The following is a 26,648-nucleotide window of genomic DNA, read 5'->3' as shown; positions in this document are numbered from 1 at the left end:
GAGACAGAGATCCTTCGCTAACGCTCAGGATGACAGAGGAAAATGTAATGAAATTCACACTGAGCTGGTTGAAAGATCATCTGGAAACGGACGCAACACTGGAACAGATTGCCGAAGCATTGACGGCAGTCGGGCTGGAGGTCGAAGGGATCGAAGACCCCGCCGCCAAATATGCACCGTTTAAGGTCGCTTATGTCGAAAGCGCCGCACGGCATCCGGATGCTGATCGTCTGCAAGTCTTGCGCGTTAAAACCGAAAACGAAAGCCTGCAGGTCGTTTGCGGGGCGCCCAATGCCCGCGCGGACATGAAGGGCATTTTTGCTCCGGTTGGCGCGATCATTCCGGGCCTTGAAAATATGGAGCTAAAAAAAGGCGTGATCCGCGGGGTTGAGTCCTGCGGGATGATGGCTTCGGAACGCGAACTCGAACTGTCCGACGAGCATAAAGGCATTATCGAAGTTGACGCCAAATGGGACATCGGCACGCCGATGGCCGAGGTTTTTGGCCTGAATGATCCCGTGATCGAGATCAACGTCACGCCCAACCGCGCCGATTGCACAGGTGTGCGCGGCATTGCCCGCGATCTGGCGGCGGCGGGACTGGGGACGCTCAAAAATATCGACGATAGCGCCGTTCATGGTCACACCAAATCACCGATCAGCGTTTCGATTGAGGATACCGCCGGCTGTCCGCAATTTCTCGGGCGTTATATCAAGGGTGTTAAAAATGCCCCGTCACCCGATTGGCTGCAGCGCCGTCTGAAAGCCATTGGCATGAATCCAAAATCGGCGCTGGTCGATATCACCAATTATGTTTCCTATGATCTGGGGCGCCCGCTGCACGTATTCGACGTATCGAAACTGTCCGGTAATATTACCGTCCGGGCGGCCAAAGATGGCGAAAAATTCACGGCGCTGGATGAAGAAGAATACACCCTCAAAGACGGCATGACGCTGGTGTGTGATGAAAAAGCCGTTCACGCCATTGGCGGTGTGATGGGCGGTCTGCACAGCGGATGCAGCCTTGATACCACCGATGTTTTCCTTGAGATTGCCTATTTCGACCCGGCGCGCATCGCCCGGACTGGCCGCGATACAGGCATCGTCAGTGATGCGCGCTACCGGTTTGAGCGCGGCGTCGATCCCGCATTCCTGCCCGCAGCCACCGAAATTGCCACGCGGATGATCCTTGATTTGTGCGGGGGCGAGGCCAGTGAAGTCGTTCATGCGGGAACCGAGCCCTCATGGCAGCGCATGATTGATTACGACCCGGCTTACTGTGAAAAACTGACCGGGATCGCCGTCGATGACAAGGAACAAACCCGCATTTTGGAATCACTGGGTTTTGCGATTGCCGGGATCGGTGACAAATGGGAAGTCCAGCCGCCGTCATGGCGCGGTGATGTAGACGGCAAGGCCGATATCGTTGAGGAAGTAGCTCGGATCGTCGGCTATGACAAGCTACCGGCAACATCCGTGACCAAGCCGTTTGCGATTACGCAGCCCGCCGAGACGACCGCGCGCACCCGTGCCCGCCAGGCCCGCGCCGCGCTGGCCGCCCGCGGCATGAATGAATGCGTGACATGGTCGTTCATGCGGGAAGACTGGGCGGAGATGTTTGGTGCCAATGATTACCAAGCGGCAAAAACGCTCAAGATCAAAAACCCGATCAGCGCCGAGCTATCGCAAATGCGCCCGACACCGCTGCCAAACCTGATTGAGGCCGCCGGACGCTGCGCCGCGCGCGGTTATCCGGAGAGTGCTCTGTTCGAGGTCGGTCCGGCATTCCACACAGCCAAACCCGACGGACAAGTGTTGATTGCTGCCGGGGTTCGTAAAGGCGCGAAAGGGCCGCGGCACTGGAGCGGCGCAGAAGCCAGCCGCCCGGCCGATGCGTTTGACGCCAAGGCCGACGCGCTTGCCGCATTGGAAACCGCCGGGGCGCCCGCCGCGAACCTGCAAGTTACGCGCGATGCGCCGGACTGGTATCATCCGGGGCGGAGCGGCGCTCTGCGCCTAGGGAAGAACGTACTGGCGCAGTTCGGGGAAATCCACCCGGCTCTGCTTGAGGAAATGGGAGTCAAAGGCCCGGTTGTCGGGTTTGAAATCTTCCTCGATAACATCCCCGAAACCCGTAAATCCGGCAAGGCGCGCAAGCTGCTCGACCTTTCAAGCTTCCAGCCTGTGAACCGCGATTTTGCCTTTATCGTCGATGAAGCCATTGAAGCCGGCGACCTGATCCGCGCGGCGAGTGCCGCCGATAAAAAGCTGATTGCCGCTATCGAAGTTTTCGATGTTTATCAAGGCAAGGGCGTGGATGAAGGCAAGAAATCCGTGGCGCTCAACGTAACGCTTCAGCCTGTGGATGCGACCCTGACCGAAGATGACATTGACGGCGTATCAAAGAAAATCATCGACGCCGTGGCCGCCAAAACCGGCGGCGTGTTGCGGGGATGACAGGGCTTGCTCCGTCATTGCGAGGCGGTGAAAACCGACAAAGCAATCCATAGTGTATAATGGATTGCCGCGCTCCCGCTGGTCGCTCGCAATGACGATGCAAAAACACACAAACTGTACTGAGGTTTCAAATATGTTCACCATCGACAAAAACACGTTGGAATCTTTTGCGGCGACATTGTTACAGGCGGGCGGCTTTACGCAGGAAGAAGCAGGTATAACTGCCCAAAGCCTTGTCCTGTCCAATCTTTATGGTCACGATTCACACGGTGTCATTCGGATTATCGAATATCTGTCCTCCCTTGCCGACGGCGAAATTGTCAGCGGCGTTGATCTGCGTGTTGAAAACGAGACGAATAACAGCCTATGCGCCGATGCGTGTTTCGGACTGGGACAAGTCCAGATGCCGCGGTTACTGGACGCCCTGATGGCCAAGCTTCCCGGAAACGGCGTTGTGACCGGCTCTCTTTATAATTGTTCCCATGTTGGCCGACTGGGGGAATGGACCGAATATATCGCCCATAAGGGATTGGCCGGGTTTACACTGGCCAACGACAACGGCGTTGTTGAGTTTGTTGCTCCGCCCGGCGGAAAAACCGCCCGCACGAGCACGAACCCGATTGCCTTTGCCGTCCCGTTGCAAAATGGCGAGATATTTTCACTCGACATGTCGACGAGCGCCACCGCCATGGGAAAGGTCCGCCTTTCTTATCTTGCTCATCAGGACTGCCCGGCAGGCGTTTTGCAGGATTCAAATGGAAACTCTACAAACGATCCTGCGGTTTTGTACAATGATCCCAAAGGCTCCGTTCTACCCATGGGCGGCGCCCAGGGATACAAGGGATTTGGCCTGTCCATGATGGTTGACTGCCTCGTAGCCGGTCTGTCCGGCGGGTTTACGCCGCCCGCGCCAGCAGACTCCCTTTACTGCAACAACGTCATTGCCTGTATCTGGGATCCGGCGCAGTTTGCGGGGCTGGCGCATATGCAGCAGCAGGCCGAGAAATATCTCGATTACGTCCGGCAAACGCCGCCGATTGACCCGGCAAAACCCGTGCGCATTGCCGGGGACCGTTCAAAGCAAGAGAAAGCGAAGCGCCTGAAAGATGGCATTCCGCTCAGCCTTGCCACCGGGCAGCGCCTTGCGAAATATGCCGGGAAGTTCGGCGTGGCCCTGCCGGATGAATTTCCGGACTAGTCCTTTTCCTCCGCCAGCACATCCTTCCGGCTGAGTTTTCCGATCATGGTTTTGGGCAAGGGCTGCTCGCGGAATTCGTAGAGGCGCGGGGTTTCCATGGGCGAGAGTTTGTCTTTCAAGAAATCCTTCATGTCGACCACAGTTAGTTCACGGCCCGCTTTCGGTTTGATCCACGCCTTGACGATTTCGCCGCGCTGTTCGTTTTTCACGCCAGCGACGATACATTCCTCGACCGCCGGGTGGAGGTAAATCGCTTCCTCGACATTGCGGGGATAGACGTTGTAGCCGTTAGTGATAATCATGTCCTTGATCCGGTCGACGATAAAGACATAGCCTTCCTTATCCATGGTTGCCACATCGCCGGTATGGAGGCGGCCGTTTTTCAGAACCGCGGCTGTTTCCTCGGGCTTGTTATAATAGCCTTTCATAACCTGCGGCCCCCTGACGCACAGCTCGCCACGCGCACCCGGTTTGACCGGCTGGCCGGTTTCCGGGTCAATCAGTTCAACAATCGTGTTCGGCACCGGCAAACCGATCGAGCCTGCCTTGTTTTCACCCTCCGCCGGATTGACACAGACAACGGGCGAGGATTCCGACAGGCCATAGCCCTCGACCACCACGCATCCTGTATGGCGTTCAAAGGTGTTTTTAACCTCAACCGGCAGCGGCGCGCCGCCCGATACGCAATAGCGCAGCGACGTCAGATCATGGCTATCGAGATTTTTGTGATTGTTGATAGCGCTGTAAATCGCCGGGACCGCCGGAAAAAAATGCGGTTTCTTTTTGTGAATTATTTTCAGGGTTTCATCGAGTTCAAAACGCGGCGTTGCAATGATTTCAAAACCACAGCGTACGCTCATATTCATGATCGCCGTCATCGCAAAAACATGGAAAAACGGCAAAACGCCAAGCATTTTTTCCTGACCTTCGCGCCGCTGCGGGAACCAGCGCGCCGATTGTTCGAGATTAGCAACAATATTGGCATGGGTCAGCATCGCCCCCTTGGGCGTGCCGGTCGTGCCGCCGGTATATTGCAACACGGCCACATCATTTACGGGGTCGATCATGACCGGCGCCGGGTTGCCTTCATTGGCTGTCAGTTTATCGAACGATATCATCCGGTCCGGGTGGGCGCATTTGGCGAGTTCCCCGGCCTTGAAAATTTTGAACAGCACGTTTTTGGGAAACGGCAAAATAGCGGTAAAAGAACAAACGATCAGCTTGTTCAGCCGCGTGGCATGCAACATCGCGTGCATTTTATCGCACAGCATCTTCAGGTCCGGCGTTACCATGATATCAGTTTCGCTGTCCTCAATCAGATGCGCCAGTTCCCGTTCCGGATAGAGCGGGTTGAAATGGACGACCGTGCCCCCGGCCTTTAGCACCGCATAATAAGATACCAGAAAATACGGGCAGTTCGGCAGGAACAAACCGACTTTTACGCCTTTTGTAACCCCTATATCCTGTAGACCTCTGGCCATCCGGTCGACCAGATTGCCGATCTCCGCCCAGGTCCATTTTTTGTCCAGAAAATCAAAGGCCGGGCGATGCCCATAAGTCTTGATTGTTTCCTCCAAAACCTCATAGACCGGGCGCACCGGAATATCGGCATGCCAGTCAATCGCATCGGGGTAATTATTCAGCCATGGGTAGTCTTGTTTTTGCTTATCCATGTCTTTGATTTTACCATGATTTTTGTAAATATCGAAGATGCCGTTTCTTTAAATACCAAGGCACACGGCGTCACCACCAACGTTAACAAAGTTGAGAAACTCAGGCCGAACGCAATCGCCGTCGCCAGTTGCACCCACCACTGGGTAGACGGCGCACCATGTGAAATTTCCCGTGACGCAAAATCTATGTTGAGCTGGAACACCATCGGCAAAAGCCCCAAAATCGTGGTAATCGTTGTCAGCAAAACAGGCCGCAGGCGCTGCGCTCCGGTCCGCAGGACAAGTTCTTTTACGCTCATCTGATCGTGCAGCTTTTTATGCAGGACATCGAACGTGTCGATCAGGACGATATTGTTGTTCACGATAATCCCGGCCAGCGCGATCACGCCGATCCCGCTCATAATGATCCCGAAAGGCTGGCCGGTAATCAGCAGCCCCAGCATCACACCGATCGTCGACATAATGACCGCCGATAAAATCAAAAACGCCTGATAAAAACTGTTGAACTGGGTCACCAGAATGACCGCCATCATAAAGAGCGCAATCCCGAACGCCTTGATTAAAAACGACTGTGATTCACGCTGCTCTTCATCCTCCCCGCGGAACTTAATATCCAGCCGGGGATCAATCTTGTCGGCATTATCCGCCAGCCATTGCTTGATCTGGTCGACTTTGGCGGCCGTGTTAATGCCGGGCGGTAAATCGGCTTTGACCGTAACCACGCGTTTTTGATCGACGCGGTTTATGGTGCCGACGGCGGGTTCGGCCGTCCGCCGGACAAAATTACTGATCGGTACGGACCCATCGCTGCTTTCGATCCGTATCCGGTCAAGCTGGTCAAGGGTGCGCTCCTCGCGCTTGTGCCGTAAAACGATATCAATTTCGTCATGGCTATCATCCGGCCTGTACTCCGCAACCTTCAGACCATTGGTCACCAGCCGGATATAATTCCCGATCGTGGAAATATCCATACCGAATTTCGCCGCCTGGGCCCGGTCAACATCCAGCTCCCAGCGCACGCCGGGCAGCGGCAGAGTGTCCTCGACATCTATAAAATCACCCAGATCCGTTAACACGCCGCGAACCAGAGTTACCGCCGGAGGAATAGCGTCCGGGAAGCGGGAGCTGATTTCGATTTGCACAGCTTTTCCGGTCGGGGGGCCTTCCTCCATCTTCGCGGTTTCTACGAAGATTCCCGCCATATCGGCTGTGCGTGCCTCGATATCGGATAGAATTTCGTTTGCCGGACGGCGGGTATTCCATTCGGTAAACTCCACCTGAATCTGGCCGATTACATCTTCGGCCAGCTCGGAGCCGGACCCCGCCGCCTTACCCGAGCGCGTGTAAAATGTTTCAATCCCGTCCATGTCAAGGATACGGCTTTCGACTTCGCGGACCAGTTCATCTTTCTCGTAAACCGACAGATTTCCGCGGGCATGGATCAGAACCGATGCAATCTCTGGCTCGATATCCGGGAAGAATTCGACGCCCTTGCCAAATTTGCCATAGGCAACCTGTACCCCGACCAGCAAAAAAACGGCCAGCAGCAGGATTTTACCGGCGTGATTGAGAGCATGATCCAGCACCCGCACGTAAAACCCCGTAAAACCCGGCAACGACAATAGATCGCGAGAGCCCATCGCCGATAAATCTATCTTTTTATGGCTTTTATCCGGCGCGCCAATCAAAGATCCCAGCGTCGGCACAAAAATCAGCGCCATCAACAGGGACGAAGCCAGAACGGCAATCATGGTAATCGGCATGAATTTCATGAATTCGCCGACCGTATCCGGCCAGAACAGCAACGGCGCAAACGCCGCCAAGGTTGTCGCGGTCGAAGCAATAATCGGCCATGCCATACGGGTAGCGGCGGCGGCATAGGCCTCTTTGCGCGGCAATCCTTCGATCATTTTACGATCTGCGTATTCCGTCACGACAATCGCGCCATCAACCAACATCCCCACCGACAGGATCAGGGAAAACAAAACCACGACATTCACCGTCAACCCCATAAGGGAGAGAACCATAATGCCGCTCAGGAACGCGCCGGGGATCGCCACGCCTACAAGCCCCGCCGCCCGCACGCCCAGCGCCGCCACAACGACAATCATGACCAGCAATACTGCGCTGATCATATTATTTTGAAGATCGCTCAACATCGTGCGTATATTTTTGGACTGGTCCTGACTGAAGCTGACATCGACGCCTTCGGGCCAGTAAGCGCGTTCTTCCGCCACCATTTTTTTGACCGCTTCCACGGTTTCGATGACATTTTCACCGCTGCGTTTGACAATCTCGAGGGCTATGGCCCGCTGGCCGTTCAGGCGCGCGAAATTCTCCGGATCTTTAAATGTCCGGCGAATTTCTGCAATATCCTTTAGCTTGATCGCTGAATCCCCTTCGGCGCGGACCGGCATGTCGTAAAGATCCGTTACGCTTTCAAACAGCCCCGGCACTTCAATGGCAAACCGCCCGGCCCCGGTGTCGAGATTCCCCGCCGCGACCAGCCGGTTGGAACGCTGGAAAAACTGGATGATTGCTCCGCCATCGAGGGCGTAGCTTTCCAGCGCTTTGGAATCAATCAGGATTTCAACAACCTCTTCCCTATCGCCGGCAATATTGGCTTCGAGAATAGAGGGAATGCCTTCCAGTTTTTCCTGAAGATCGCGGGCCAGACGCAACAAGGATCGTTCGGGAACGTCACCGGACAGCGTCACAACCAGAACAGGGAACAAGCTAAAATTAACTTCCGTAACTTCCGGCTCTTCGACATCGTCCGGCAAGTCAGGACGCGCATGATCGACGCCCTTTTGCACATCGTCCAGCGCCTTATCCTTGTCAAAGCCGGCCTGAAACTCCAGAAGAACAAAGCCGCCGCCCTGATAGGCAGTCGATTTCAATTCATCCAGTCCCTCTATGCTACTGAGTTCCTGTTCCATCGGGCGCAAAAGCAGCCGCTCGGCATCATCGGGCGACACACCTTCGAGAGCCATCGAGACATAAATCATCGGAATGTCGATATCCGGGTTAGCCTCTTTGGGGATGCTCCTGTATGCCCCCAGCCCGACAATCAGGATCAGCACCAAAACAGACAAAACCGTCCGGTTGCGGTTGATCGCGGCATTAATCAGACGACCGCTCATAAATCACCCTCTTTATCATTCACAAGCCGGGGATCGACCTGCTGGCCTTCCAGAACGAAATCCTGTCCTATCGTGATTAAACGTGCCTTGTCCGGCAAACCCGTCACCCACATGTAATCGGGCGTATTCGCCAATACATTTACAGATACGAACCGAACCGTATCCTTATCATCAACCACCTTGACGCCGATCTCGCCGGCATCATTCAGGGCAATAATCGCGGGTGAGATTTGGTGCGCTTTTTTCTCCCGCGCCGGGATATGTATTTCCGCGGTCAGCCCTTCGACGATCACATAATCGGGATTATCCGCCGTCATCTCTATCGCAAATGTCCGGGTGTCCGGATCGGCCGCCGAGGCAATAAAGCTGACCTCTCCCTTGATCGCCCGGTTTCCCGTCAGGATGGCTGATGCTTCCGTGCCCGCTTTGATCAGGCCGACTTTTTGCTCGCTGATATAACCGGATAGTTCAACCGGGTTCAGATCAACGATACTATAGAGAAGCTGTCCCTTTTCGACGTAATCGCCAATTTCGATATCCTGCGTATTCAGAACCCCGGCAAATGGGGCTTTTATTTCTATGTTAGCCAATTCAATTTCAGCGTTTTTCAGAACGGCCCGCGCCGATTCCAGATCCGCCCGGGCTTGCGCCAACCGGATTTTAGAATTAAACCCCTTGTTTTCCAATGATTTGGCGGCATTATATTCGATCTGACGCTGGTTGACACGTTCGCGGGCCTCTTCCAGTCTGGCCTTGCGATCCCGTTCATCAAGACGAGCGAGAACCTGCCCTTCTTCGACAAGCGCCCCTTTTTCAGCCAGAAGCCCGGTTATTTTTCCGTCCGTTTCCGCTCGCAATTCAACCGTCCGCGAGGCCTTCGTCCGCCCGGTAATCACGATATCGTCAACCATGGGCAGCGCTACACTTTCCTGGACCCGTACCTTCATCAAGGCCGGTCCAGAGGATTCCACCGCCGTTTCTTCTTTGCTACCGCCTGCCGGGTCCGACGAAGAAACCAGCCCGGATATAACCCAGACAGCAGAACAAAGCGCAATGACTGCGGCAATCATGTATGACTTATTCATGGAATGTCGGTGCCTTTTTATCAAGTTCTTCAATATGCTACCGATAACACAAGGGTTCGGTTCCCGTCACCCATTTAATTAGGACGGTCAGAAGGAAAAACATCATGAAAACAAATAAAAACCGCCCCAAACCGGGACGGTTTTAAAAAATAAGGCAAGAACAGCTTAAACCGCTACGACTTTTTTGACATCCTGATCGACGTTATCAAAGTCTTCCGCCTGAAAGGCGCGGGAACGGCTGGTTGTCTGATAGGCCATCCGGGCATGCTCCTCGCAATAGGGCATACTGGGGACGGAATTGCAGCCGCAAAAACGGAAATCGGCGCTTTTGGGATCCCCCATCGGCCACCGGCACATTTTCGGGGTTAATTCCGCCATCGTCACGCCGTCTGTTTTAACCGGGTCGCGCATGACGGGCTTAGCCAGCCTTGCCGCCTTTGGCTTTTCTTCGACAGCGATTTTAGAGGTTACTTTCTTTGTGTTTTGCTGAATGGGAGAAACACGATTGGACAATTTTAAACGGTGCGCTTTTCCGATAACGGCGTTTCGGGTTACGTCACCAAGTTCCTTGGCAATCTCGGCGGCGGTCCGCCCCTCTCCCCAGAGTTTTTTCAAAAGCGCAACGCGTTCTTCCGTCCAGCTCATATTTTCTCTCCTCCCGTGAATCCACACACGCAGGGCACAATTAACCCTTTGAAAAACATAAAAAACATTTTGTTCAGCGAATTTTTGTACTGTAGCAGGCGAATGATTCGCCGACCAGAGTCGGCCTATAAAAAACTGCTTCTTATCCACAAATTCAAAAAAAGAAAAAAGAAAGACTGGACGGCAAGATATCACTATGCCCGGAAATCAAGGCCCATATGTTCATAGCGTTCCGGGTCATCCGCCCAGTTTTCATGGACTTTGACAAACAGCTTCAAATGAACCTGTACACCCATGATATCTTCCAGCTCTTTGCGCGCCATCTGGCCCACGGCCTTGATTGTCTGTCCGCCTTTGCCCAGAACAATCGGCTTATGGGCTTCCCGCGAGACATAAACGATCTGGCTGATTTTGATGCTGCCGTTATCAAACTGCTCCCAGTTTTCCGTTTCAACGGCCAGAGAATAAGGCAGCTCCTGATGCAGGCGGTGGTAAAGCTTTTCGCGGGTGATTTCCGCCGCCATAAAGCGCATCGGCATATCGCCGCTTTGGTCTTCGGGAAACAAAAACGGCCCTTCCGGAACCGCCGCCGCCAGCGTATTTAAAATATCATCCGTTCCCTTGCCTTTGAGCGCCGACACCATAAATGTCGCCTGAAAGGGAAAACGGTCATTCAATTCCTGGGCGCTTTTCAGCAGCTTTTCCGGAGCAATACAATCGACTTTGTTCAACACCAGAAAACAAGGACGTTTGTCGCCGGACTGAACAAGACGGTCAATAATCGCCGCGGTTTCTTCCTTTGCCCGCCCCTTCGCGGATGCATCGACCACCAGCACAACCATGTCGGCTTCGTCGTTTCCCGCCCAGGCCGCCGCCACCATTGCTCGCTCCAGACGTTTTTTCGGCACAAAAATCCCCGGCGTATCAACAAAGATAATCTGGCTGTTTTCGTGCAAAGCGATACCGCGCACCTGCGTGCGGGTGGTTTGTACCTTGGGCGATACAATTGTGACCTTGCTGCCGACCATCTGGTTAATCAGCGTTGATTTACCGGCGTTCGGGGCGCCAATTACCGCAATAAAACCGCACCGTGTTGTCATAATGACATTCCCTTTTCCAACCGGGCCAATAATTTGGCCGCGGCATCCTTTTCCGCCTTGCGGCGGGACGCGCCGGTCGCATCGGCGGAATCAAACCCCTCGACACTGACCTGTATATGAAATTCCGGGGCATGATCCGGACCTTCGCGGGCGAGTTCCTCGTACAGCGGCAACGGCAAACCGCGTCCCTGCGCCCATTCCTGCAGCGCGGTTTTAGGATCGCGCGGGGGCCGGCGCATCACCAAGATACGGTCACCCCACAAGCGTTTAATCAGATCCATACACACATCCAGCCCTTGCTCGAGAAACAGGGCACCGATGATCGCCTCCATCCCGTCAGCCAGAATATTATCATTGTTGCCGCCACCCGCCGCGCGTTCGGATTCCGACAAAATCATAAAATCACCCAGATCAATTTCCCGCGCGATCTGGGCCAGCGTTTTTCCCTGAACCAGTACCGCATGGCGTTTGGCCATATCGCCTTCGTCTTCTTGCGGAAAGGTTTCAAACAGAATCTTAGCCATCACCAGACCGAGAACCCGGTCGCCCAGAAACTCCAGCCGTTCGTAATTGTCCGCCGGCCCCATGCTGGCATGGGTCAGCGCTTTTTCGAGAAGGGATAGATCCTGAAAACGGATTGCCAGTTTTTTCTGAAGGCTATCAATCCGCTGGGGTAATGGCATATTCATGCGCTTATTCCATTGCCGGGCGGACGGGGCCAATGCTCTTGAACAAACGGTCGTAACGTATGCTCCACGGCCATTTCCACACTTCCGCTATGTTGGCGTAACCGTTGGTCGAGAAGAAAATAAACGAGGCCCGCCCCACAATATTTTCCAGCGGTACATAGCCAACAACGTATGATACCCGGCTGTCCTGAGAATTATCGCGGTTATCGCCCATCATGAAATAATGCCCTTCCGGGACGGTGAATTCTTCGGTGTTGTCGAGCGGACGATCGTCAGATTCCTCATAAATACTGTGCATAATCCCGCCCGGCAACGTTTCAATATACTCCATGACCGTGACGCCGTTATCGCCTTCCTTGATCCGCTTCAGCCCCACCGGATCGCGAGGCACCAGTCGCCGGTTCAAATACAGCTTGCCGTCAACCACCTGTACGGTATCGCCCGGCAGGCCGATAATACGTTTGATATAATCAACAGACTCGTTGGTTGGCAATTTGAACACAACCACATCACCCCGTTTAGGCTCTTTCCCGCGGTTCCAGATCCGTCCTTCGATCGGCGCGAAACTGAAAGGAAAGGAATGACGGCTATAGCCGTAGGCCGGCTTGTAGACAAACAAATAATCGCCAATCTCCAGCGTCGGCTTCATCGAGCTGGACGGGATATTGAACGGTTCCATGAAAAACGTCCGCACCAAAAGCGCCAGAACAACGGCAATCAGGGCCGTTTTTATGAACTCTTCCCAGTCCTCCCGCGCATTTAGCGGCGGCGTGACGGGCTTTTGTTCTTCCTGTGTTTCTTCGGGTTTTTCAGACATGATTTGTTTTCTTAACCAATCTTTCCGGCAAAGGCCAGAGGTGATTTAATTTTAAAGCGCTTCTATCACCACAAAAGCCTGTGCATGGTTTCCCTCATCGGTCAGGCTGACATGGATGGCCGCTGTCTTGCCCGGCGGGGTCAAGGCTTTCAGCCTTTCCGCCGCCTCGCCGGTCACCGACAATAACGGGCGGCCCCATTCATCATTTGTCACTTCGATATCCTTCAGGATAAGACCGTCCCGAAAACCGGTGCCCAGCGCCTTGGCGCACGCTTCCTTGGCGGCAAAACGTTTGGCGTAGGTTGCAACTCTTGAATCTTCCGAGCGGCTCTGTGACAAAGCTATTTCCGCTTCGGTAAAAACCCGGTGGAGAAAACGGTCGCCGTGACGGTCGATATCCGCCCCGATCCGCTGAATGCCGGTTAAATCGCTGCCAATTCCTATGATCATCTCCCTGATGCTTTCTTTCGATAGAGCCGTTTTAAATGCTGTTTGCGATAAGCTTTTCGTAGCATATAGACCGGATAATACAAAAAACCATAGGCCAGCGGCCAGAACAACGCCCCGGCCACATAGCCGCCCACCCCGAAGGGCAGCAGGATTTTTACCGGATTGTTGAAAATATAATCCACGAATTCCCTAGGCTGGAGCAACAATTCCCCGAAATTCATGTCGTCCGGCAGAGCTATAAAATCGCCGAAACCCGCCAGACGCACAATCCATGCCCCGACCGTATAGCTGGTCCAGAACAAAAACGGAAAGGTCCACGGGTTTCCTAAAACTGTCCCCGCCAAAGACGCCAGAACATTAAACCGGAACAACCAGGAAAATAAAACGGCCTGCACAAAGTGCGTCCCGATAAAGGGCGTGAACGATATCGCGGCGCCCAATGCCAGACCGCCGGTGATTTTATGCGTGGAATCGCCGCCGCGAAAAATCCGGTGCTTGTAGTAGTACCATGTCCGCAGCCAGCCTTGTGTCGGCCACACAGATTCCTTCACGCGCTGATGGAGCTTACGGGGATTGCGGCGTTTGAGGATGGCCATAGCGCTGTTCAATATTGGGTTGTTTTGGTTTTCTGAAGTTTTATAGACCGGCAGCCTGTCCCTGACAACCGGGAAACACCCTTATCGCCCGCGGGCCCGATTAACCGATGTAATCTGAGGCGTTGCGCGCAGAGCGGCGATCACATTGTTCAGGTGCTTGGTATCGTTCACATAAACGTCGATTAACATGTCCCAGAAATCAAGGCTGCGGTTGGTAATCTTCAGGTTGGTGATGTTGCCGCCGTTTTTGGCGATCACCGTCGATAACGTCCCCAGCGCCCCGGCCACATTGCTGATTGTCATTTCAAGCCGCCCGACATGAGCTTCGGGTGTGTCCGGGCCTTCTTCCCATGAGACATCAATCCAGCGCTCCGGCGTGTCGGCAAAGTTCTCCAGCGTGTCGCAGTCAATCGTGTGAATCGTAACGCCTTTGCCGGTTGTCACGATCCCTACAATCCGGTCCCCCGGCAACGGGTGGCAACAGCGGGCAAAATGAACGGCCATCCCCGGAATAAGTCCCTTGATCGGCATGGGCCCGCCGCTGGAAACAGACCGCTGGCCCGGCGTTCCGGTGCGCTCGACGATCGGGGTTTCTTCCGGTTTTTTCGCCGGGGCCGTTTTATGACCGGGAAAGATCGCCTTGAATACATCGCGCGCGACAATATTCCCCGACCCGATGCCGGCGAAGATATCCTCGATATCATCGGCGCGGAACTGGTTTAAAACGCCGCCAACCGCTTTTTCCGTGAATTCATAGTCTTCTTGCTGGAAGACCTTGACCAACATCGCCCGGCCCAGTGTGACGTACTCGTGGCGCTGTTGCTGGCGAATATAACGGCGAATGTGAGAGCGCGCCTTACCCGTCGCCACAAACCGTTCCCAGGTCGGGGACGGCGTCTGGTTTTTGGCGGTAATGACTTCGACCTGATCGCCATTTTGCAACTTGGTGTTCAGCGGCGCAATCCGGCCATTGACCTTTGAGCCTACGCATTTGTCACCAACAGCCGAATGAATGGCATAGGCGAAATCAACCGGAGTTGCCCCGCTCGGCAGCTCGATCAGATCACCCTTGGGTGAAAAGACATAGACATGATCCTGAAACAGCTCCAACTTGGTGTTTTCCAGAAAATCTTCGGGCCGCGCTTCCTGTTCGATAATATCCAATAATTCGCGCAGCCAGCGGTAATTCTTGGCGTCTTTGATATTCAGCGGCTTACCGCTTTCGCTTTTCTTATAGGCCCAGTGCGCGGCAACCCCCAGATCGGCTTCCTCGTGCATTTCACGGGTGCGTATCTGGATCTCGATACGTTGGTTTTCCGGCCCGATCACCGTCGTGTGGATCGAGCGGTAACCGTTTGGTTTGGGCGTTGAAATATAATCCTTGAACCGACCGGGAACGGTTGGGTAATGCGCGTGGATGATCCCTAAGACATGGTAGCATTCCCCTACATCATCAACCACCACCCGGAACGCCATAATATCGGAGAGCTGTTCGAACGTAACGTTTTTACGCTGCATTTTGCGCCAGATCGAATAGCGGGTTTTCTCCCGGCCCGTTACTTCTGCTTTAATGCCTGCCTCGCGCAACAGTTCTGTTAGCTGCGTTAGAATGCTTTTAACAATTTCCGTCCCCTCTTTTCGCAGGAACGACAAACGGTTGGTAATGCTTTCCCGGGCTTCCGGGTTCAAATAGGAAAAGGCCAGATCTTCTATTTCTTCCTTAACCTTGTGCAGGCCGATCCTCTCAGCCAGCGGCGCATAGATTTCCAGTGTTTCCAGTGCAATCCGCCGCTGTTTTTCCGGTTTGGAAAAATGATGGAGCGTACGCATGTTGTGAAGGCGGTCGGCCAACTTGACGAGCAAAACCCTGATATCTTCACTCATCGCCACAACGAGTTTGCGGAAATTTTCAGCCTGTTTGCCTTCGACCGTCTGGCTTTCAATCCGGGTCAATTTACTGACGCCATCAACCAGCGTGGCGACCTCTTCGCCGAATTCGCGTTTTATGTCCGCAAACGTCGCATCGGTATCCTCGATCGTGTCGTGCAAAATCGCCGTCAGCACCGACCCGGCATCCAGCCCCATATCAACCAGAATTCCGGCCACTTCCACCGGGTGGGTATAATACGGCTCGCCAGAGGCGCGGGTCTGCCCTTCGTGTTTTTCCTTTGCGAAGTCAAAAGCACGTGCTATCGCATCCAGATCAATATCCGGATTGCGTTCATGAACCTGTTTCAGAAAATCTTCTTTTTCTATCATCTAAGTATTATACGTTCTCAAACCGTTTCTGACTATATGTCAGGCGCGGAATATAAGAAAGGCCGGTTTTCACAAACCGACCCGTCATAAAGATAAAATATTTTAAATGAGAGACTAGAAGTCGTCATCATCATCGACGTTATTGCCGGCCAGACTTTTCAGGCCGATTCCGTCGTCGTCGTCACCTTCGAATTCGCTGAGATCAACAGCGGAGCTCTGAGCCGCAATCGCATCCCAGCCTTCTTCGCCATCCATCAGGTCGATCACATCTTCGTCATCTTCCATTTCGATGATGCGCTGGTGAGAACGGATCAGATCTTCTTTCAGTGTTTCCTGCTGAACTTTGTCTTCGGCCAGCTCCCGCAGGGACACAACCGTGTTTTTATCATGGTCACGATCCACCAGCAACGGTGCCCCGGAGCCAATTTCCCGTGCGCGCTGGGATGCCATCATCACCAGTTCAAAACGGTTTTGAATTTTTTCTACGCAGTCTTCAACGGTCACGCGTGCCATGGCTTGTCCTCTTTATTTGCTCGATTTTCTCGATAAATTTCGTATAGTGCCGGTGTTTATAGGACGTCCCGCCACAAAATGCAAGGTCTAATCACATGACAAAGCCGTTCGAAAACCCGCCGCGCGATTGTACGCTGTGCCCGCGTCTGGCCCAGTTTCGCCAGGATAACCGGAAAGCCTTTCCGGACAAATTCAACGCGCCCGTTCCCGCCTTTGGCGGGCTTGATGCCGCGTTCCTCGTCGTCGGGCTGGCGCCGGGGCTGCGCGGGGCTAACTTTTCCGGGCGGCCGTTTACCGGCGACTGGGCCGGGGATCTGCTGTATGCGACACTTTTGAAGAGCGGATTTGCCAAAGGAACTTATGGTGCGCACGCCAATGACGGGCTGGAACTGGTCAATGCGCGGATTACCAATGCTGTGCGCTGCGTGCCGCCGGAAAATAAGCCGATTGGCGATGAGATGAACAAATGCCGTCCGTTCTTACAGCAAGAAATGGCCGCGATGCCGAATCTGAAGGTTATTTTATGCCTTGGGAAGATCTCGCATGATGCCGTGGTGCGGACCTGCGGAGAGAAACTTTCCGCCTATAAATTCGGGCACGGCGCCGTGCACAAGCTGGGGAACGGCCTTATGATTATCGATTCCTACCATTGTTCGCGCTACAACACCAACACCGGCCGCCTGACGACGCAGATGTTTGAGGATGTGTTTGAGGAGATTAAACACATCCTCAAACAACCCAGTATTTAAGGTCCTTCGTCGGGCTGGCGGCGTTCGCGTTTCACCAGCAGCTTATTCAGGGCGTGCAGGTAAGCGCGGCAGGATGAGACCAGCGTATCCGGGTCGGCGCCTTGCCCGACAACCGTTTTGCCGTTCTCCTCGAGCTTCACAGTTACTTCGGCCTGTGCGTCGGTGCCGCCGGTAATCGCGTGGACCTGATAGAGCATCAGTTTGGCCTCCGGGTGCGGGATGATTTCGCGGATCGCTTTAAAGATAGCATCGACCGGGCCGTTGCCTTCGACCCACGCCTGTTTGCGTTCCCCATCAACCACCAGCGTCAGCGCGGCCGTTTGCGGACCGGACGTTCCGGCCTGAACCTGCAGGCCTTCGAATTTGATGCGTTCATTCATGCGAACGACTTCATCATCGACCAGCGCGATAATATCGTCGTCGAAAACGTCTTTCTTGCGGTCCGCCAGTTTTTTGAAGCGCTGAAACGCATCCTGAAACGCGTTATCGCCGATATCGCCGTAACCCAGTTCGTTCAATTTATCCTTGAACGCATGACGGCCGGAGTGTTTGCCCATCACCAACGACGATTTGGTCAACCCCACCGATTCCGGAGTCATGATTTCGTAGGTTTCCGCACATTTCAAAACGCCGTCCTGATGAATGCCGCTTTCGTGGGCGAAAGCATTGGCGCCGACGATCGCCTTGTTGGGCTGGACCTGAAAACCGGTGATGGTCGACAGGGTCCGGGACGCCTTGGTGATTTTGGTCGTATCAATGCCGGTTGTGAAGGGCAGGAAATCAGCCCGCGTGCGCAGCGCCATGACGATTTCCTCCATTGCGGCATTCCCGGCACGCTCGCCGATCCCGTTGATGGTACATTCAACCTGCCGCGCTCCCGCCTGTACCCCGGCCAGCGAGTTGGCCACGGCCAATCCCAGATCGTTGTGACAGTGGGTCGAGATAATCACCTTGTCGATATTGGGTACGCGTTCAATCAACATGCGGATGCGGGCGGCGAATTCCTCGGGCACGGCATAGCCGACCGTATCGGGGATATTGATGGTCGTTGCCCCGGCCTTGATCGCGGTTTCGACAGCGCGGCACAGGAAGTCGTCTTCGGTGCGGGAGCCGTCCTCTGCGCTCCATTCCACATCGTCGGTAAACTGACGAGCCAGCGTAATGCTCTCGGTAATTTTCCCGATGACCGTTTCCGGGTCCATCTGCAGCTTATGCTTCATGTGTAGCGGGCTGGTGGAAATAAAGGTATGAATCCGGCGGCGCGCGGCGGGCTTAATGGCCTCACCGGCGGCCTCAATATCGGCCCGGACAGCGCGGCACAGGCCGGCAACCGTCGCGTTTTTCACGCTCTTGGCGATCTCGTTCACGGCTTCAAAGTCACCGGGGGAGGCCACCGGAAAGCCAGCCTCAATCACATCAACGCCCATGTCATCCAGAATGTGGGCGATGCGCAGTTTTTCCTCCAGATTCATGGAGCAGCCGGGCGATTGTTCGCCGTCACGCAAAGTGGTATCGAAAATAATAATACGGTTTTTGTCAGACATGGTCTTTCCTTTATTTCTTCCCTGTCATTCTGAACTAAGTGAAGAATCTTCGTTGTGCGATCCTTACGATCCTTCGCCTATGGCTCAGGATGACATCCTTGTTAAACAATAATTTCGTGAAATTTGAAACCCCTGAACGTGAGCGCATGAAAAGCGCCCGCTACCCATTCAGGGGCGGGGAAGGAGGAGAAGCAGCAGGACTGTGTTTATTCTCAACGTCATAGGATTTATATAATGCGAAGTGAGAAATATTCGCAAGAAAAATTTATTTGTCATTGCGAGCGTTAGCGAAGCAATCCGGGATGTATAAGATTGCCGCGTCGCTACGCTCCTCGCAATGACGAACCCGGCCTTACTGCCCCTTCCGGATCTTTCGCCATTTGGCGACATTGGCGTTATGTTCGACCAGTGTTTTGGAGAACACGTGCCCGCCCGTACCGTCGGCGACAAAATAGATAAAATCGTGCTGTTCGGGATTAAGCACGGCGGCAATCGACTCCCGGCCCGGATTGGCGATCGGCCCCGGCGGCAAGCCCGGATATTTGTAAGTGTTGTAGGGAGAGTCGATCTCAAGGTCTTTTTTGAGCAGGCGGCGGCCGAGCGGGCCTTTGCCTTCGTCCTGTATCTTTCCGTTCGTCAGGGCATAAATCACCGTCGGATCGGTTTGCAGGGCAATTCCCCGCCGCAAGCGGTTGATAAAGACACCGGCAACGCGGCGGCGTTCACCCGGAACGCCCGTTTCCTTTTCGACGATTGAGGCCAGGACAAGCGCCTCTCCCTTGGTCTTTACCGGCAGGTTATCGGCACGGCTTTCCCAAAGTTCGTCGAGTGTTTGCTGCATGGCTTTTTGCATCTGGGCGATTTTATCGCCCCGGCTTTCATCGCGCACATAATCATACGTTTCAGGCAGGAGCGACCCTTCCGCCGGAATGGTTTCTATATCGCCACTCAAGTCTTCGACCCCGTTTAACAGTTTGACAATCTGCCAGCTCGTCAGGCCTTCGGGGATGGTAAAAAAGCGCTGGTAAACGTCCCCGTTAACCAGTTGTTCCATTACATCTTCCATCGGCATCCCCGGCCAGAAAGCATATTCGCCGGCTTTAAGGTTCTTATCGTTGCCTTTTAATTTGGCCGTCAGTTTGAATAGTAAAGCGCTGGAGATAACGTCTTCGCGTTCGAGATAATCCGCGATAGCGGAAACACCCTGTCCTTTTCTGATATGAAGGATTTTTTCCTGCTGCAACGGGGACGGCGCCAAAGCGTATTGCTGCCAGCCCCACAGTCCGATCCCGGCCACGACCAGTGCGATCAGGATCATGTGGACGGCAACAATCGCCAGAAAAATGCGCATCAGATTTTCTTCATCACCAGTGAAGCGTTGGTCCCGCCAAAGCCAAAGGAGTTGGAAACGGCGATATTAACGGCTTTTTCTTTCGCCGTTTTCGGAACCAGATCAATCCCCTGACAAGGTTCTGAGACATTTTCAAGGTTCAGGGTTGGCGGCAGGATGCCGGTCTGGATTGCTTTGAGTGTAAAGATGGCTTCGACCGCGCCGGCCGCACCTAGCAAATGCCCGATGGCCGATTTGGTTGAAGACATAGACATCGTATTCAGCGCATTTGCAAACAGGCGTTTGATCGCCGTACATTCGATGCCATCGCCCATCGGCGTGGATGTACCGTGGGCGTTAATGTAATCGACATCTTCCGGATTTACGCCGGCATGGGCCAGCGCGGCTTTCATCGCGCGGTAACCGCCATCGCCACCTTCGGCCGGGGACGTGATATGGTACGCATCGCCGGACAGGCCATAGCCGATCACTTCGCCGTAAATCTTTGCGCCGCGGGCCCTGGCGTGTTCGTATTCCTCCAGAATGACAACCCCGGCCCCTTCCGCGATCACAAAACCGTCACGATCTTCATCGAACGGGCGGGAGCCTTCGGTCGGGCGGTCGTTGTACCCCGTCGACAATGCACGGGCCGCCGCAAAACTGGCCACGCCCAGACGGCAAACAGCCGCTTCCGCGCCGCCAGCCACCATGACATCCGCATCGCCATAAGCAATCAGCCGCGCTGAATCGCCAATCGCGTGCGTACCAGTCGCGCAGGCCGTCACAACCGAATGGTTCGGGCCTTTAAAACCGTATTTGATGGAAACATGGCCAGAGGCCAGATTAATCAGCATCGCCGGCACCGAGAACGGTGACAGGCGCCGCGGGCCTTTTTCATTCAGGACCAGTGAGTTTTTATACATCGTATCCAGACCGCCGATTCCGGAGCCAATCAGAACCCCGGTGCGGTACAGATCTTCTTCATCAGTCGGCTGCCAGCCGGAATCCGCAACGGCTTCCTGCGCCGCCGCCATGGCATAGGCAATGAACACATCCATTTTGCGCTGATCGGGGACCGGCACAAAATTATTGATGTTAAAGGAACCATCAGTCGGGTTTTCTTCGTCAGTTTTCGGAACCAACCCGGCAATCTGGGAGGTAATATCCGAGACCTCGAATTCGTCGATTTTGCGGATACCGCTTTCGCCGTTTGTGATACGGCTCCAGTTACGGTCAACCCCCACGCCCAGCGGCGACACCATCCCCAGTCCTGTTACAACAACGCGTCTCATATCATACCCCCAACAAGGAAATGAGGCCGTGTTCTAGACAACACAAGCCTCATGTTTTTAATCCGTTAGTACGCCCGAAAATTAATCGGTAACGTTTTCTTTAATGAAGCTGACAGCATCGCCAACCGTCTGGATTTTTTCAGCGGCATCATCCGGAATTTCAATGTTGAATTCTTCTTCGAAAGCCATGACCAGTTCAACGGTCCCCAGAGAGTCTGCGCCCAGATCATCAATGAAGCTGGCGCTCTCAACAACTTTGCTTTCGTCAACACCCAGGTGCTCAACAACAATTTTCGCTACGCGTTCGGCAATGTCACTCATCGCTCTTCCTTACCTTTGTTTGTTTACAGTTCAAAATTTCGACGGACGGTAACCGCCTCAAATCACAAAATCAAGCAGTTTGTTTGGAGTAACATAAGTTATCCCGTCAAGCCAGCCCTTTCCGGGATAAAATCCACAGCTAAATCATCACGGATATCACCAAGGGAATCATAGATTTTATCGGCGCCGGCCTTTTGCAGGCTGGCGGTCTGGCCCGGCTTGTCATGCGCGGTGCCCACAAAACCGAACACAGTCATTCCCGCCGCTTTACCGGCTGTGACACCCGTGACGCTATCTTCGATCACCAGCGTTTTTTCCGGGGCAGCGTCCTTTTTTTCCGCCGCCAGCCAAAACAAATCCGGGGCCGGTTTGGGGTGTTCGACCATCGCGCCGTAAAAAACATTGTCTTCCGAGAAAAAACGGTCCAGCCCCGTCATTTTCAGCGAGGCAAAGATATTATCCCGCTCGCCATTCGAAGCCATGCAGATTTTTGCATGATGCCGTACAAAATCGACCAGATCCTCCGCCGACGCTGTTGCTTTCAGATAGGCCGGCGCGAACCGGGCCACAAAGTCGACAAAGCGCTGGTTCATGTCTGCCGGCAGCTTTGTGTTGTTCTCATCCTCAACCAGGCGCACGATCACGTCAAAGTTCATGCCCGTAAAGCGTTCACCGATCACAGAAGGCGTATATTGGGGCAACCCCAGCGATTCAAAAAGCGCCGCCACGGCCAGCATGTTCATATGTTCGCTGTCGACCAGCGTTCCATCACAATCAAAAATAATCAGGTCATAAGTCATGCTGTCTGTTTGCCCTAAAAGCCGCCGGGAAGCAATCTAATTAAGTAAAAATTAATATTGCTGCTTTATATATGGAAAGGCAAAAACGTAACCATTCCATGGGGTTTTTACAAAGCATGAGCGACGACGTACTGGCAGATTTGCAAAGCTATCAGAAAAGCACTACCCCGCCGGCCGGGACAGTCGCCGACGCCGAAAATACCGATACATCTTTGTCTCTTGGTGCTTTTTTCAAGCGCCTGTTCAATGTACAGGCTGAAAACACCAACCCCGACAGACCGGTTCCCACTGCGGAGATCGCCCCGCGGTTACAAGACGATGGTACAGCGCTTACCTTTGCCGCATCACCGCCGCCAGTGATTACGGCTACGCCGTTGCCACCGGAAACCGCCGCCCGTGATCCTTTAACACCGGAAAGCGTCAATCTGGACGATCTGCGCCGGGCTGAGATTAAAGAGCTTTTGACAACGCAAGGGAAACTGGGGCTGGATCAGGTCGGACGGTTGCAGGAATTGTTGAACGAAGACGGGCATTCTGTCGGTAACATCGATAAAGATTTCGGCGCAAAAACGGCGGCGGGAGTCGTCGGGTTTTTGAAAGATAACCCGGATATGGCGCGGCTGGTCAGCCCGGAGATGTACGCCTCCCTGATTAACAACGACCCGCATAACGCCAATAAACAAGCTTTACGCGGGATGGTATCCGGCAATGAAACGCTGAAGGCGCAGATCGTCGAATCGACCAAAAATCTGCTGGGCACTGATCCGGCAAGCATGAGCGATGGCCAGAAAATTGCGCTGCAGACCAATTTGAGCCTTTTAGGACATTACGATTACGACCGGGCCGGCAAACAGGAAATTGACGGGACGCTCGGCAAAGGCAGCCGGCGGGCTATTGACGCCTTCCGCACTGAAAACGGGCTGGCGGTTGCCGATAAGGATCCCGTCATCAAAGAAACACCTAGCGAAAAACTAACGCAGAGCTTTACCAAAGAGGCCGACAAACCGCATATCGGCCTGCCGCGCTTGCCGGCGGCGGTCCGTAATCTGGACCCGGAATCCTTTATCACAGAGGATACATACGGCCTTTCACGGGACGCCGTGGCTGAAGCGTGGCGGGTTACACTGAGCGGGGAAACGCCGCAATACAACCCGCAATTCCAATCAGATCACCCAATTTTTGTCGGCATAGCCGCGCATAATCAAGCCAATTCGTACGGCACGATCGACCCCGGCGCCGTTTCGCCTCTGGATGAGACTCTGCACGAAGCCGATATCAACCGGGCCCTAGCACAGGCCTCCGTTAAAGCCGCGTACAAACAGGGTTTTAATGCCGTTTATGTCGGCGGCACTGAAAACACGCCCTTCCCGGTTAATTACAATCGTGACTTGTCCCATATCGCGGTCAAGGGTGCCTTTGCCCATAATCTGGGCATCATCACCGGCGCACCGATTATCGCGGTTAACCATGAAACCAATGCCATCGACAACATAGATGTTAAAGGGGCGCGGGTTTACGCCTTTACCAATACCAAAGACGATGCGGCAACCCGCCCGGCCCTGAACAGCCAGTCGGAAAAACTGGCGCGGGAAATGTCCAGAAATTTCCAGACCGGGGATACGCCAACTTTGGAGAAAACCGCGCGGCATATGGCTCTTCGCGGCGTTGAAAAGGGCGTCATCGAACAAGGCGGCCAGAATGCCGCCATAACGGTTGAAAGCGGTTTCCTGACCAATCCCGACGATGTCCGTGAATTGAAAGCTCTTCGCGACAACCCGGTCAATGCCGGCGCGCAGATTGCCCAGGGCGCTGCCAATTATTACAACGGGACGAACCCGCAAGTGGCTCTCGCCCCGCGCATAGAAGAACAGGACATCCAGATCGCGCAAGCACCCGCGGCGCCCGATACTCTTAAACTGTAATCAGATCATCGCCATACCGCCGTTGACGTGGATCGTTTGTCCCGTCACGTAGGCGGCTTCGTCGGAGGCCAGATAAACGGCGGCCGCAGCGATTTCCTCGCTGGTGCCCATGCGTCCGGCCGGGATGTTTTTGTTGATCGCTTCTTTTTGCGTATCGTTCAGGGCATCGGTCATGGCCGTGGCGATAAAGCCCGGCGCAATGCAGTTCGCCGTAATGCCGCGTGCCGCCAGCTCCGCCGCCATGGCTTTGGTCCAGCCGATCATCCCGGCTTTGGAAGCACAATAGTTGGTCTGGCCCGGATTACCCGTTACCCCGACGATGGAAGAAATATTCACGACCCGGCCAAAGCGGTTTTTCATCATGCCGCGCTGAACGGCGCGTGCCAGACGGAACGGCGCGGTCAGGTTCACATCGAGGACTTCCTGCCAGTCCTCATCCTTCATGCGCATCGACAGGCCGTCACGCGTCAGGCCCGCATTGTTCACCAGAATGTCGATCCGCTCCATCGCCGCCGTTGCATCGGCCACCAGCTTATCCACGCCTTCGGCACTCGACAGGTCAGCCGGCAGAACATGAACCCGGTCACCCAGTTCGGCAGCCAACGCTTTCAGTTTATCTTCGTTACGGCCGGAAATACCGACCGTTGCCCCGCTTGCATGCAGTGCCTTGGCAATCGCGCCGCCGATACCGCCCGTCGCGCCGGTTACCAGCGCCGTTTTACCTGTCAGATCAAACATGATTTTCTCCTTTTTTATTCCGTATATTCCAGTATCCATAGACCGGCCGCATGTCCAGCCTTTTCATTTCGGGCATGTTTACAAATTGAATTGTAAATCAAATCCAGATCGTACGTCCGCCATTTGGCACCGCGGGCCGGATCGACGATACGCAGAGTATCACCCATGATTTTATCCGCAACGACAATATGGCCGGCCCCCGGATCGGCAGGGCCTATATGAGCATGGCTGTCCATGACATCCATCCAGCGCAAACACAACAGAACATCAAAATCCTGATTGAGGCAGTCTTCCAGACGGTTTTTGAAACTGTCGATATCCGGAAAACGATCGGCGGTTTCCATCCGCAAACGCAAAGGAATGCCCAGAGAATCGAACGCCCGATCAGGATCGACAGATTTTGTTCCAACCTGTGTACCATAGAACCCGGACGGCGGCGTTGTGGCGGAAACACGGGGATTATAAAAGTAAGCGCTGTCCTCCGGCGGTACCGTCAGGCCCAGATGCCAGCCCAGATATTCCTGCGGCACCATCGGAATATTCCGGCGCATCATGACCATCTGGATCGACGCCGGGCAACAACAATAAGGTTGCTGCTGTACCGGGACATAACGCGTATCGACCGGGGTAACATTTTGCATTTTTATCAGTTATTCCTTCGGTTTGAAAGCCATCAGTTTTCCGGTATCGCCGCGGTCATTCAACGTGCATGTCCGGCGAAAAAGATCGTAGGCAATATGCTGACTGGCGGCGGCGCTGTCCAGTGATTTGACGCCGGGGTTGTGAGCAATAAAGCCGTCGTCATCATAGCCGTGAATCAGGATGGAATGGGAAATGGCCCGGCCTTCTATTCCTGCCAGAACCGCTTCATCGACCATTGTCAGCAAGACATGACCTTTATCCAGCAACCCTTTCAGATCATCAAACGTGTAGCTTTTCTGATGGATCGTAATCCCGTTCGTCTGAAGTAGCTCACGGGCGTCTTCGACGACGACATCCATCACCGAGTTCTTCAGGATATCAGCGGCCCGGTCCGCGCCATAATTGGCCTTCAGATAGGTTTCAGCATCTTTAATGAATTCCGGATAATCAACGATATCGTAGACGACCACATCATAGCCCCGCGCCGCCGTCGCAATGTAAAGCCGCATGTACCATGCATATTTTCCGGGAATTTTACCGCTGAGCGTATCGAGTTCGTCCCATGTCCATTGCTTCTCCGGGTAAAAATACTCATAGCCCATACGCAGGCAACATTGCTGGCAATGGGTATCGTCGGGGTTGGGGTAGAAGGGAGGTAAAGACATAGCGGTTTCTATAATGATGTC

General features: G+C 54.1%; 23 protein-coding genes. 4 read left to right on the top strand and 19 right to left on the bottom strand.

What is annotated here, in order from left to right; genetic code table 11:
* The first annotated feature begins 47 nt into the window (after positions 1-47).
* Positions 48-2,456, top strand: a complete 2,409-nt coding sequence (locus H6868_02790; GenBank protein MCB9988244.1) for a phenylalanine--tRNA ligase subunit beta — start codon at positions 48-50, stop codon at positions 2,454-2,456.
* 133 nt (positions 2,457-2,589) lie between these two features.
* Positions 2,590-3,654: an Ldh family oxidoreductase gene (locus H6868_02785; GenBank protein ID MCB9988243.1), complete on the top strand. Its 1,065-nt coding sequence runs from the start codon at positions 2,590-2,592 to the stop codon at positions 3,652-3,654.
* On the opposite strand, the gene H6868_02780 is transcribed toward H6868_02785, so the two are convergent.
* The 11 genes from H6868_02780 to H6868_02730 all read right to left on the bottom strand — a co-directional run bounded on the left by H6868_02780 (position 3,651) and on the right by H6868_02730 (position 16,624).
* Entirely contained in the window at positions 3,651-5,327 is a 1,677-nt protein-coding gene (locus tag H6868_02780; GenBank protein MCB9988242.1) for a long-chain fatty acid--CoA ligase, read from the bottom strand. The two genes, H6868_02785 and H6868_02780, sit on opposite strands and share 4 nt — an antisense overlap.
* Positions 5,294-8,470, bottom strand: a complete 3,177-nt coding sequence (locus tag H6868_02775) for an efflux RND transporter permease subunit (GenBank protein ID MCB9988241.1) — start codon at positions 8,468-8,470, stop codon at positions 5,294-5,296. The genes H6868_02780 and H6868_02775 overlap by 34 nt, the downstream gene beginning before the upstream one ends.
* A complete protein-coding gene (locus H6868_02770; protein ID MCB9988240.1) occupies positions 8,467-9,555 on the bottom strand; it encodes an efflux RND transporter periplasmic adaptor subunit in 1,089 nt (362 codons plus the stop codon). Before H6868_02770 ends, H6868_02775 begins: the two co-directional genes overlap by 4 nt.
* Positions 9,556-9,720: 165 nt before the next feature.
* Positions 9,721-10,200 carry a gcrA cell cycle regulator family protein gene (locus H6868_02765; protein ID MCB9988239.1) on the bottom strand — a complete coding sequence of 160 codons (480 nt, stop codon included), beginning with the start codon at positions 10,198-10,200 and terminating at the stop codon, positions 9,721-9,723.
* Between the two features lie 194 nt (positions 10,201-10,394).
* The gene (gene era / locus H6868_02760) at positions 10,395-11,300 is read right to left on the bottom strand and encodes a GTPase Era (GenBank protein MCB9988238.1); all 906 of its coding nucleotides are present in this window, start codon (positions 11,298-11,300) and stop codon (positions 10,395-10,397) included.
* Positions 11,297-11,989 carry a ribonuclease III gene (gene rnc, locus H6868_02755; protein ID MCB9988237.1) on the bottom strand — a complete coding sequence of 231 codons (693 nt, stop codon included), beginning with the start codon at positions 11,987-11,989 and terminating at the stop codon, positions 11,297-11,299. Before rnc ends, era begins: the two co-directional genes overlap by 4 nt.
* A 4-nt stretch (positions 11,990-11,993) precedes the next feature.
* The gene (lepB, locus tag H6868_02750) at positions 11,994-12,806 is read right to left on the bottom strand and encodes a signal peptidase I (protein ID MCB9988236.1); all 813 of its coding nucleotides are present in this window, start codon (positions 12,804-12,806) and stop codon (positions 11,994-11,996) included.
* A 51-nt stretch (positions 12,807-12,857) separates the two neighbouring features.
* Positions 12,858-13,256 (bottom strand): holo-ACP synthase, encoded by a 399-nt coding sequence (locus H6868_02745; GenBank protein ID MCB9988235.1) that lies wholly within the window; start codon positions 13,254-13,256, stop codon positions 12,858-12,860.
* A complete protein-coding gene (locus tag H6868_02740) occupies positions 13,253-13,852 on the bottom strand; it encodes a DUF2062 domain-containing protein (protein ID MCB9988234.1) in 600 nt (199 codons plus the stop codon). The genes H6868_02745 and H6868_02740 overlap by 4 nt, the downstream gene beginning before the upstream one ends.
* Positions 13,853-13,933: 81 nt before the next feature.
* On the bottom strand, positions 13,934-16,111 hold the full coding sequence (locus H6868_02735; protein ID MCB9988233.1) for a bifunctional (p)ppGpp synthetase/guanosine-3',5'-bis(diphosphate) 3'-pyrophosphohydrolase: 2,178 nt from the start codon (positions 16,109-16,111) through the stop codon (positions 13,934-13,936).
* Positions 16,112-16,225: 114 nt separating this feature from the next.
* Entirely contained in the window at positions 16,226-16,624 is a 399-nt protein-coding gene (locus H6868_02730) for a DNA-directed RNA polymerase subunit omega (GenBank protein MCB9988232.1), read from the bottom strand.
* 95 nt (positions 16,625-16,719) lie between these two features.
* On the opposite strand from H6868_02730, the gene H6868_02725 reads away from it, so the two are divergent.
* The gene (locus H6868_02725; protein MCB9988231.1) at positions 16,720-17,373 is read left to right on the top strand and encodes a uracil-DNA glycosylase; all 654 of its coding nucleotides are present in this window, start codon (positions 16,720-16,722) and stop codon (positions 17,371-17,373) included.
* Here H6868_02725 and H6868_02720 read toward each other — a convergent pair.
* From H6868_02720 to H6868_02700, 5 genes are all read right to left on the bottom strand, one after another.
* The gene (locus tag H6868_02720) at positions 17,370-18,917 is read right to left on the bottom strand and encodes a 2-isopropylmalate synthase (GenBank protein MCB9988230.1); all 1,548 of its coding nucleotides are present in this window, start codon (positions 18,915-18,917) and stop codon (positions 17,370-17,372) included. The genes H6868_02725 and H6868_02720 overlap by 4 nt on opposite strands.
* Before the next feature lie 352 nt (positions 18,918-19,269).
* Positions 19,270-20,268 (bottom strand): endolytic transglycosylase MltG, encoded by a 999-nt coding sequence (gene mltG, locus H6868_02715; GenBank protein ID MCB9988229.1) that lies wholly within the window; start codon positions 20,266-20,268, stop codon positions 19,270-19,272.
* A complete protein-coding gene (fabF, locus tag H6868_02710; GenBank protein MCB9988228.1) occupies positions 20,268-21,539 on the bottom strand; it encodes a beta-ketoacyl-ACP synthase II in 1,272 nt (423 codons plus the stop codon). The genes mltG and fabF overlap by 1 nt, the downstream gene beginning before the upstream one ends.
* An 81-nt stretch (positions 21,540-21,620) precedes the next feature.
* Entirely contained in the window at positions 21,621-21,860 is a 240-nt protein-coding gene (locus tag H6868_02705; protein MCB9988227.1) for an acyl carrier protein, read from the bottom strand.
* 98 nt (positions 21,861-21,958) lie between these two features.
* Positions 21,959-22,660: an HAD family phosphatase gene (locus H6868_02700; protein ID MCB9988226.1), complete on the bottom strand. Its 702-nt coding sequence runs from the start codon at positions 22,658-22,660 to the stop codon at positions 21,959-21,961.
* A gap of 116 nt (positions 22,661-22,776) precedes the next feature.
* Between H6868_02700 and H6868_02695 the strand changes: the two genes are divergently transcribed.
* Positions 22,777-24,582: an N-acetylmuramoyl-L-alanine amidase gene (locus H6868_02695; GenBank protein MCB9988225.1), complete on the top strand. Its 1,806-nt coding sequence runs from the start codon at positions 22,777-22,779 to the stop codon at positions 24,580-24,582.
* On the opposite strand, the gene fabG is transcribed toward H6868_02695, so the two are convergent.
* The 3 genes from fabG to H6868_02680 are packed head-to-tail and all read right to left on the bottom strand — an operon-like array spanning position 24,583 to position 26,627.
* Positions 24,583-25,320: a 3-oxoacyl-[acyl-carrier-protein] reductase gene (gene fabG, locus H6868_02690; protein ID MCB9988224.1), complete on the bottom strand. Its 738-nt coding sequence runs from the start codon at positions 25,318-25,320 to the stop codon at positions 24,583-24,585.
* 14 nt (positions 25,321-25,334) lie between these two features.
* Positions 25,335-25,961: a hypothetical protein gene (locus tag H6868_02685; protein MCB9988223.1), complete on the bottom strand. Its 627-nt coding sequence runs from the start codon at positions 25,959-25,961 to the stop codon at positions 25,335-25,337.
* Positions 25,962-25,970: 9 nt separating this feature from the next.
* Positions 25,971-26,627, bottom strand: coding sequence for a peptidase C39 family protein (locus H6868_02680; GenBank protein ID MCB9988222.1), 657 nt, complete (start codon positions 26,625-26,627; stop codon positions 25,971-25,973).
* Positions 26,628-26,648: the final 21 nt, after the last annotated feature.

This window comes from Rhodospirillales bacterium (assembly GCA_020638175.1).
Lineage (GTDB): Bacteria > Pseudomonadota > Alphaproteobacteria > Micavibrionales > Micavibrionaceae > JACKJA01.
The sequence above is the reverse complement of the archived record's forward strand: the minus strand, read 5'-3'. Positions and strand labels throughout refer to the sequence as shown.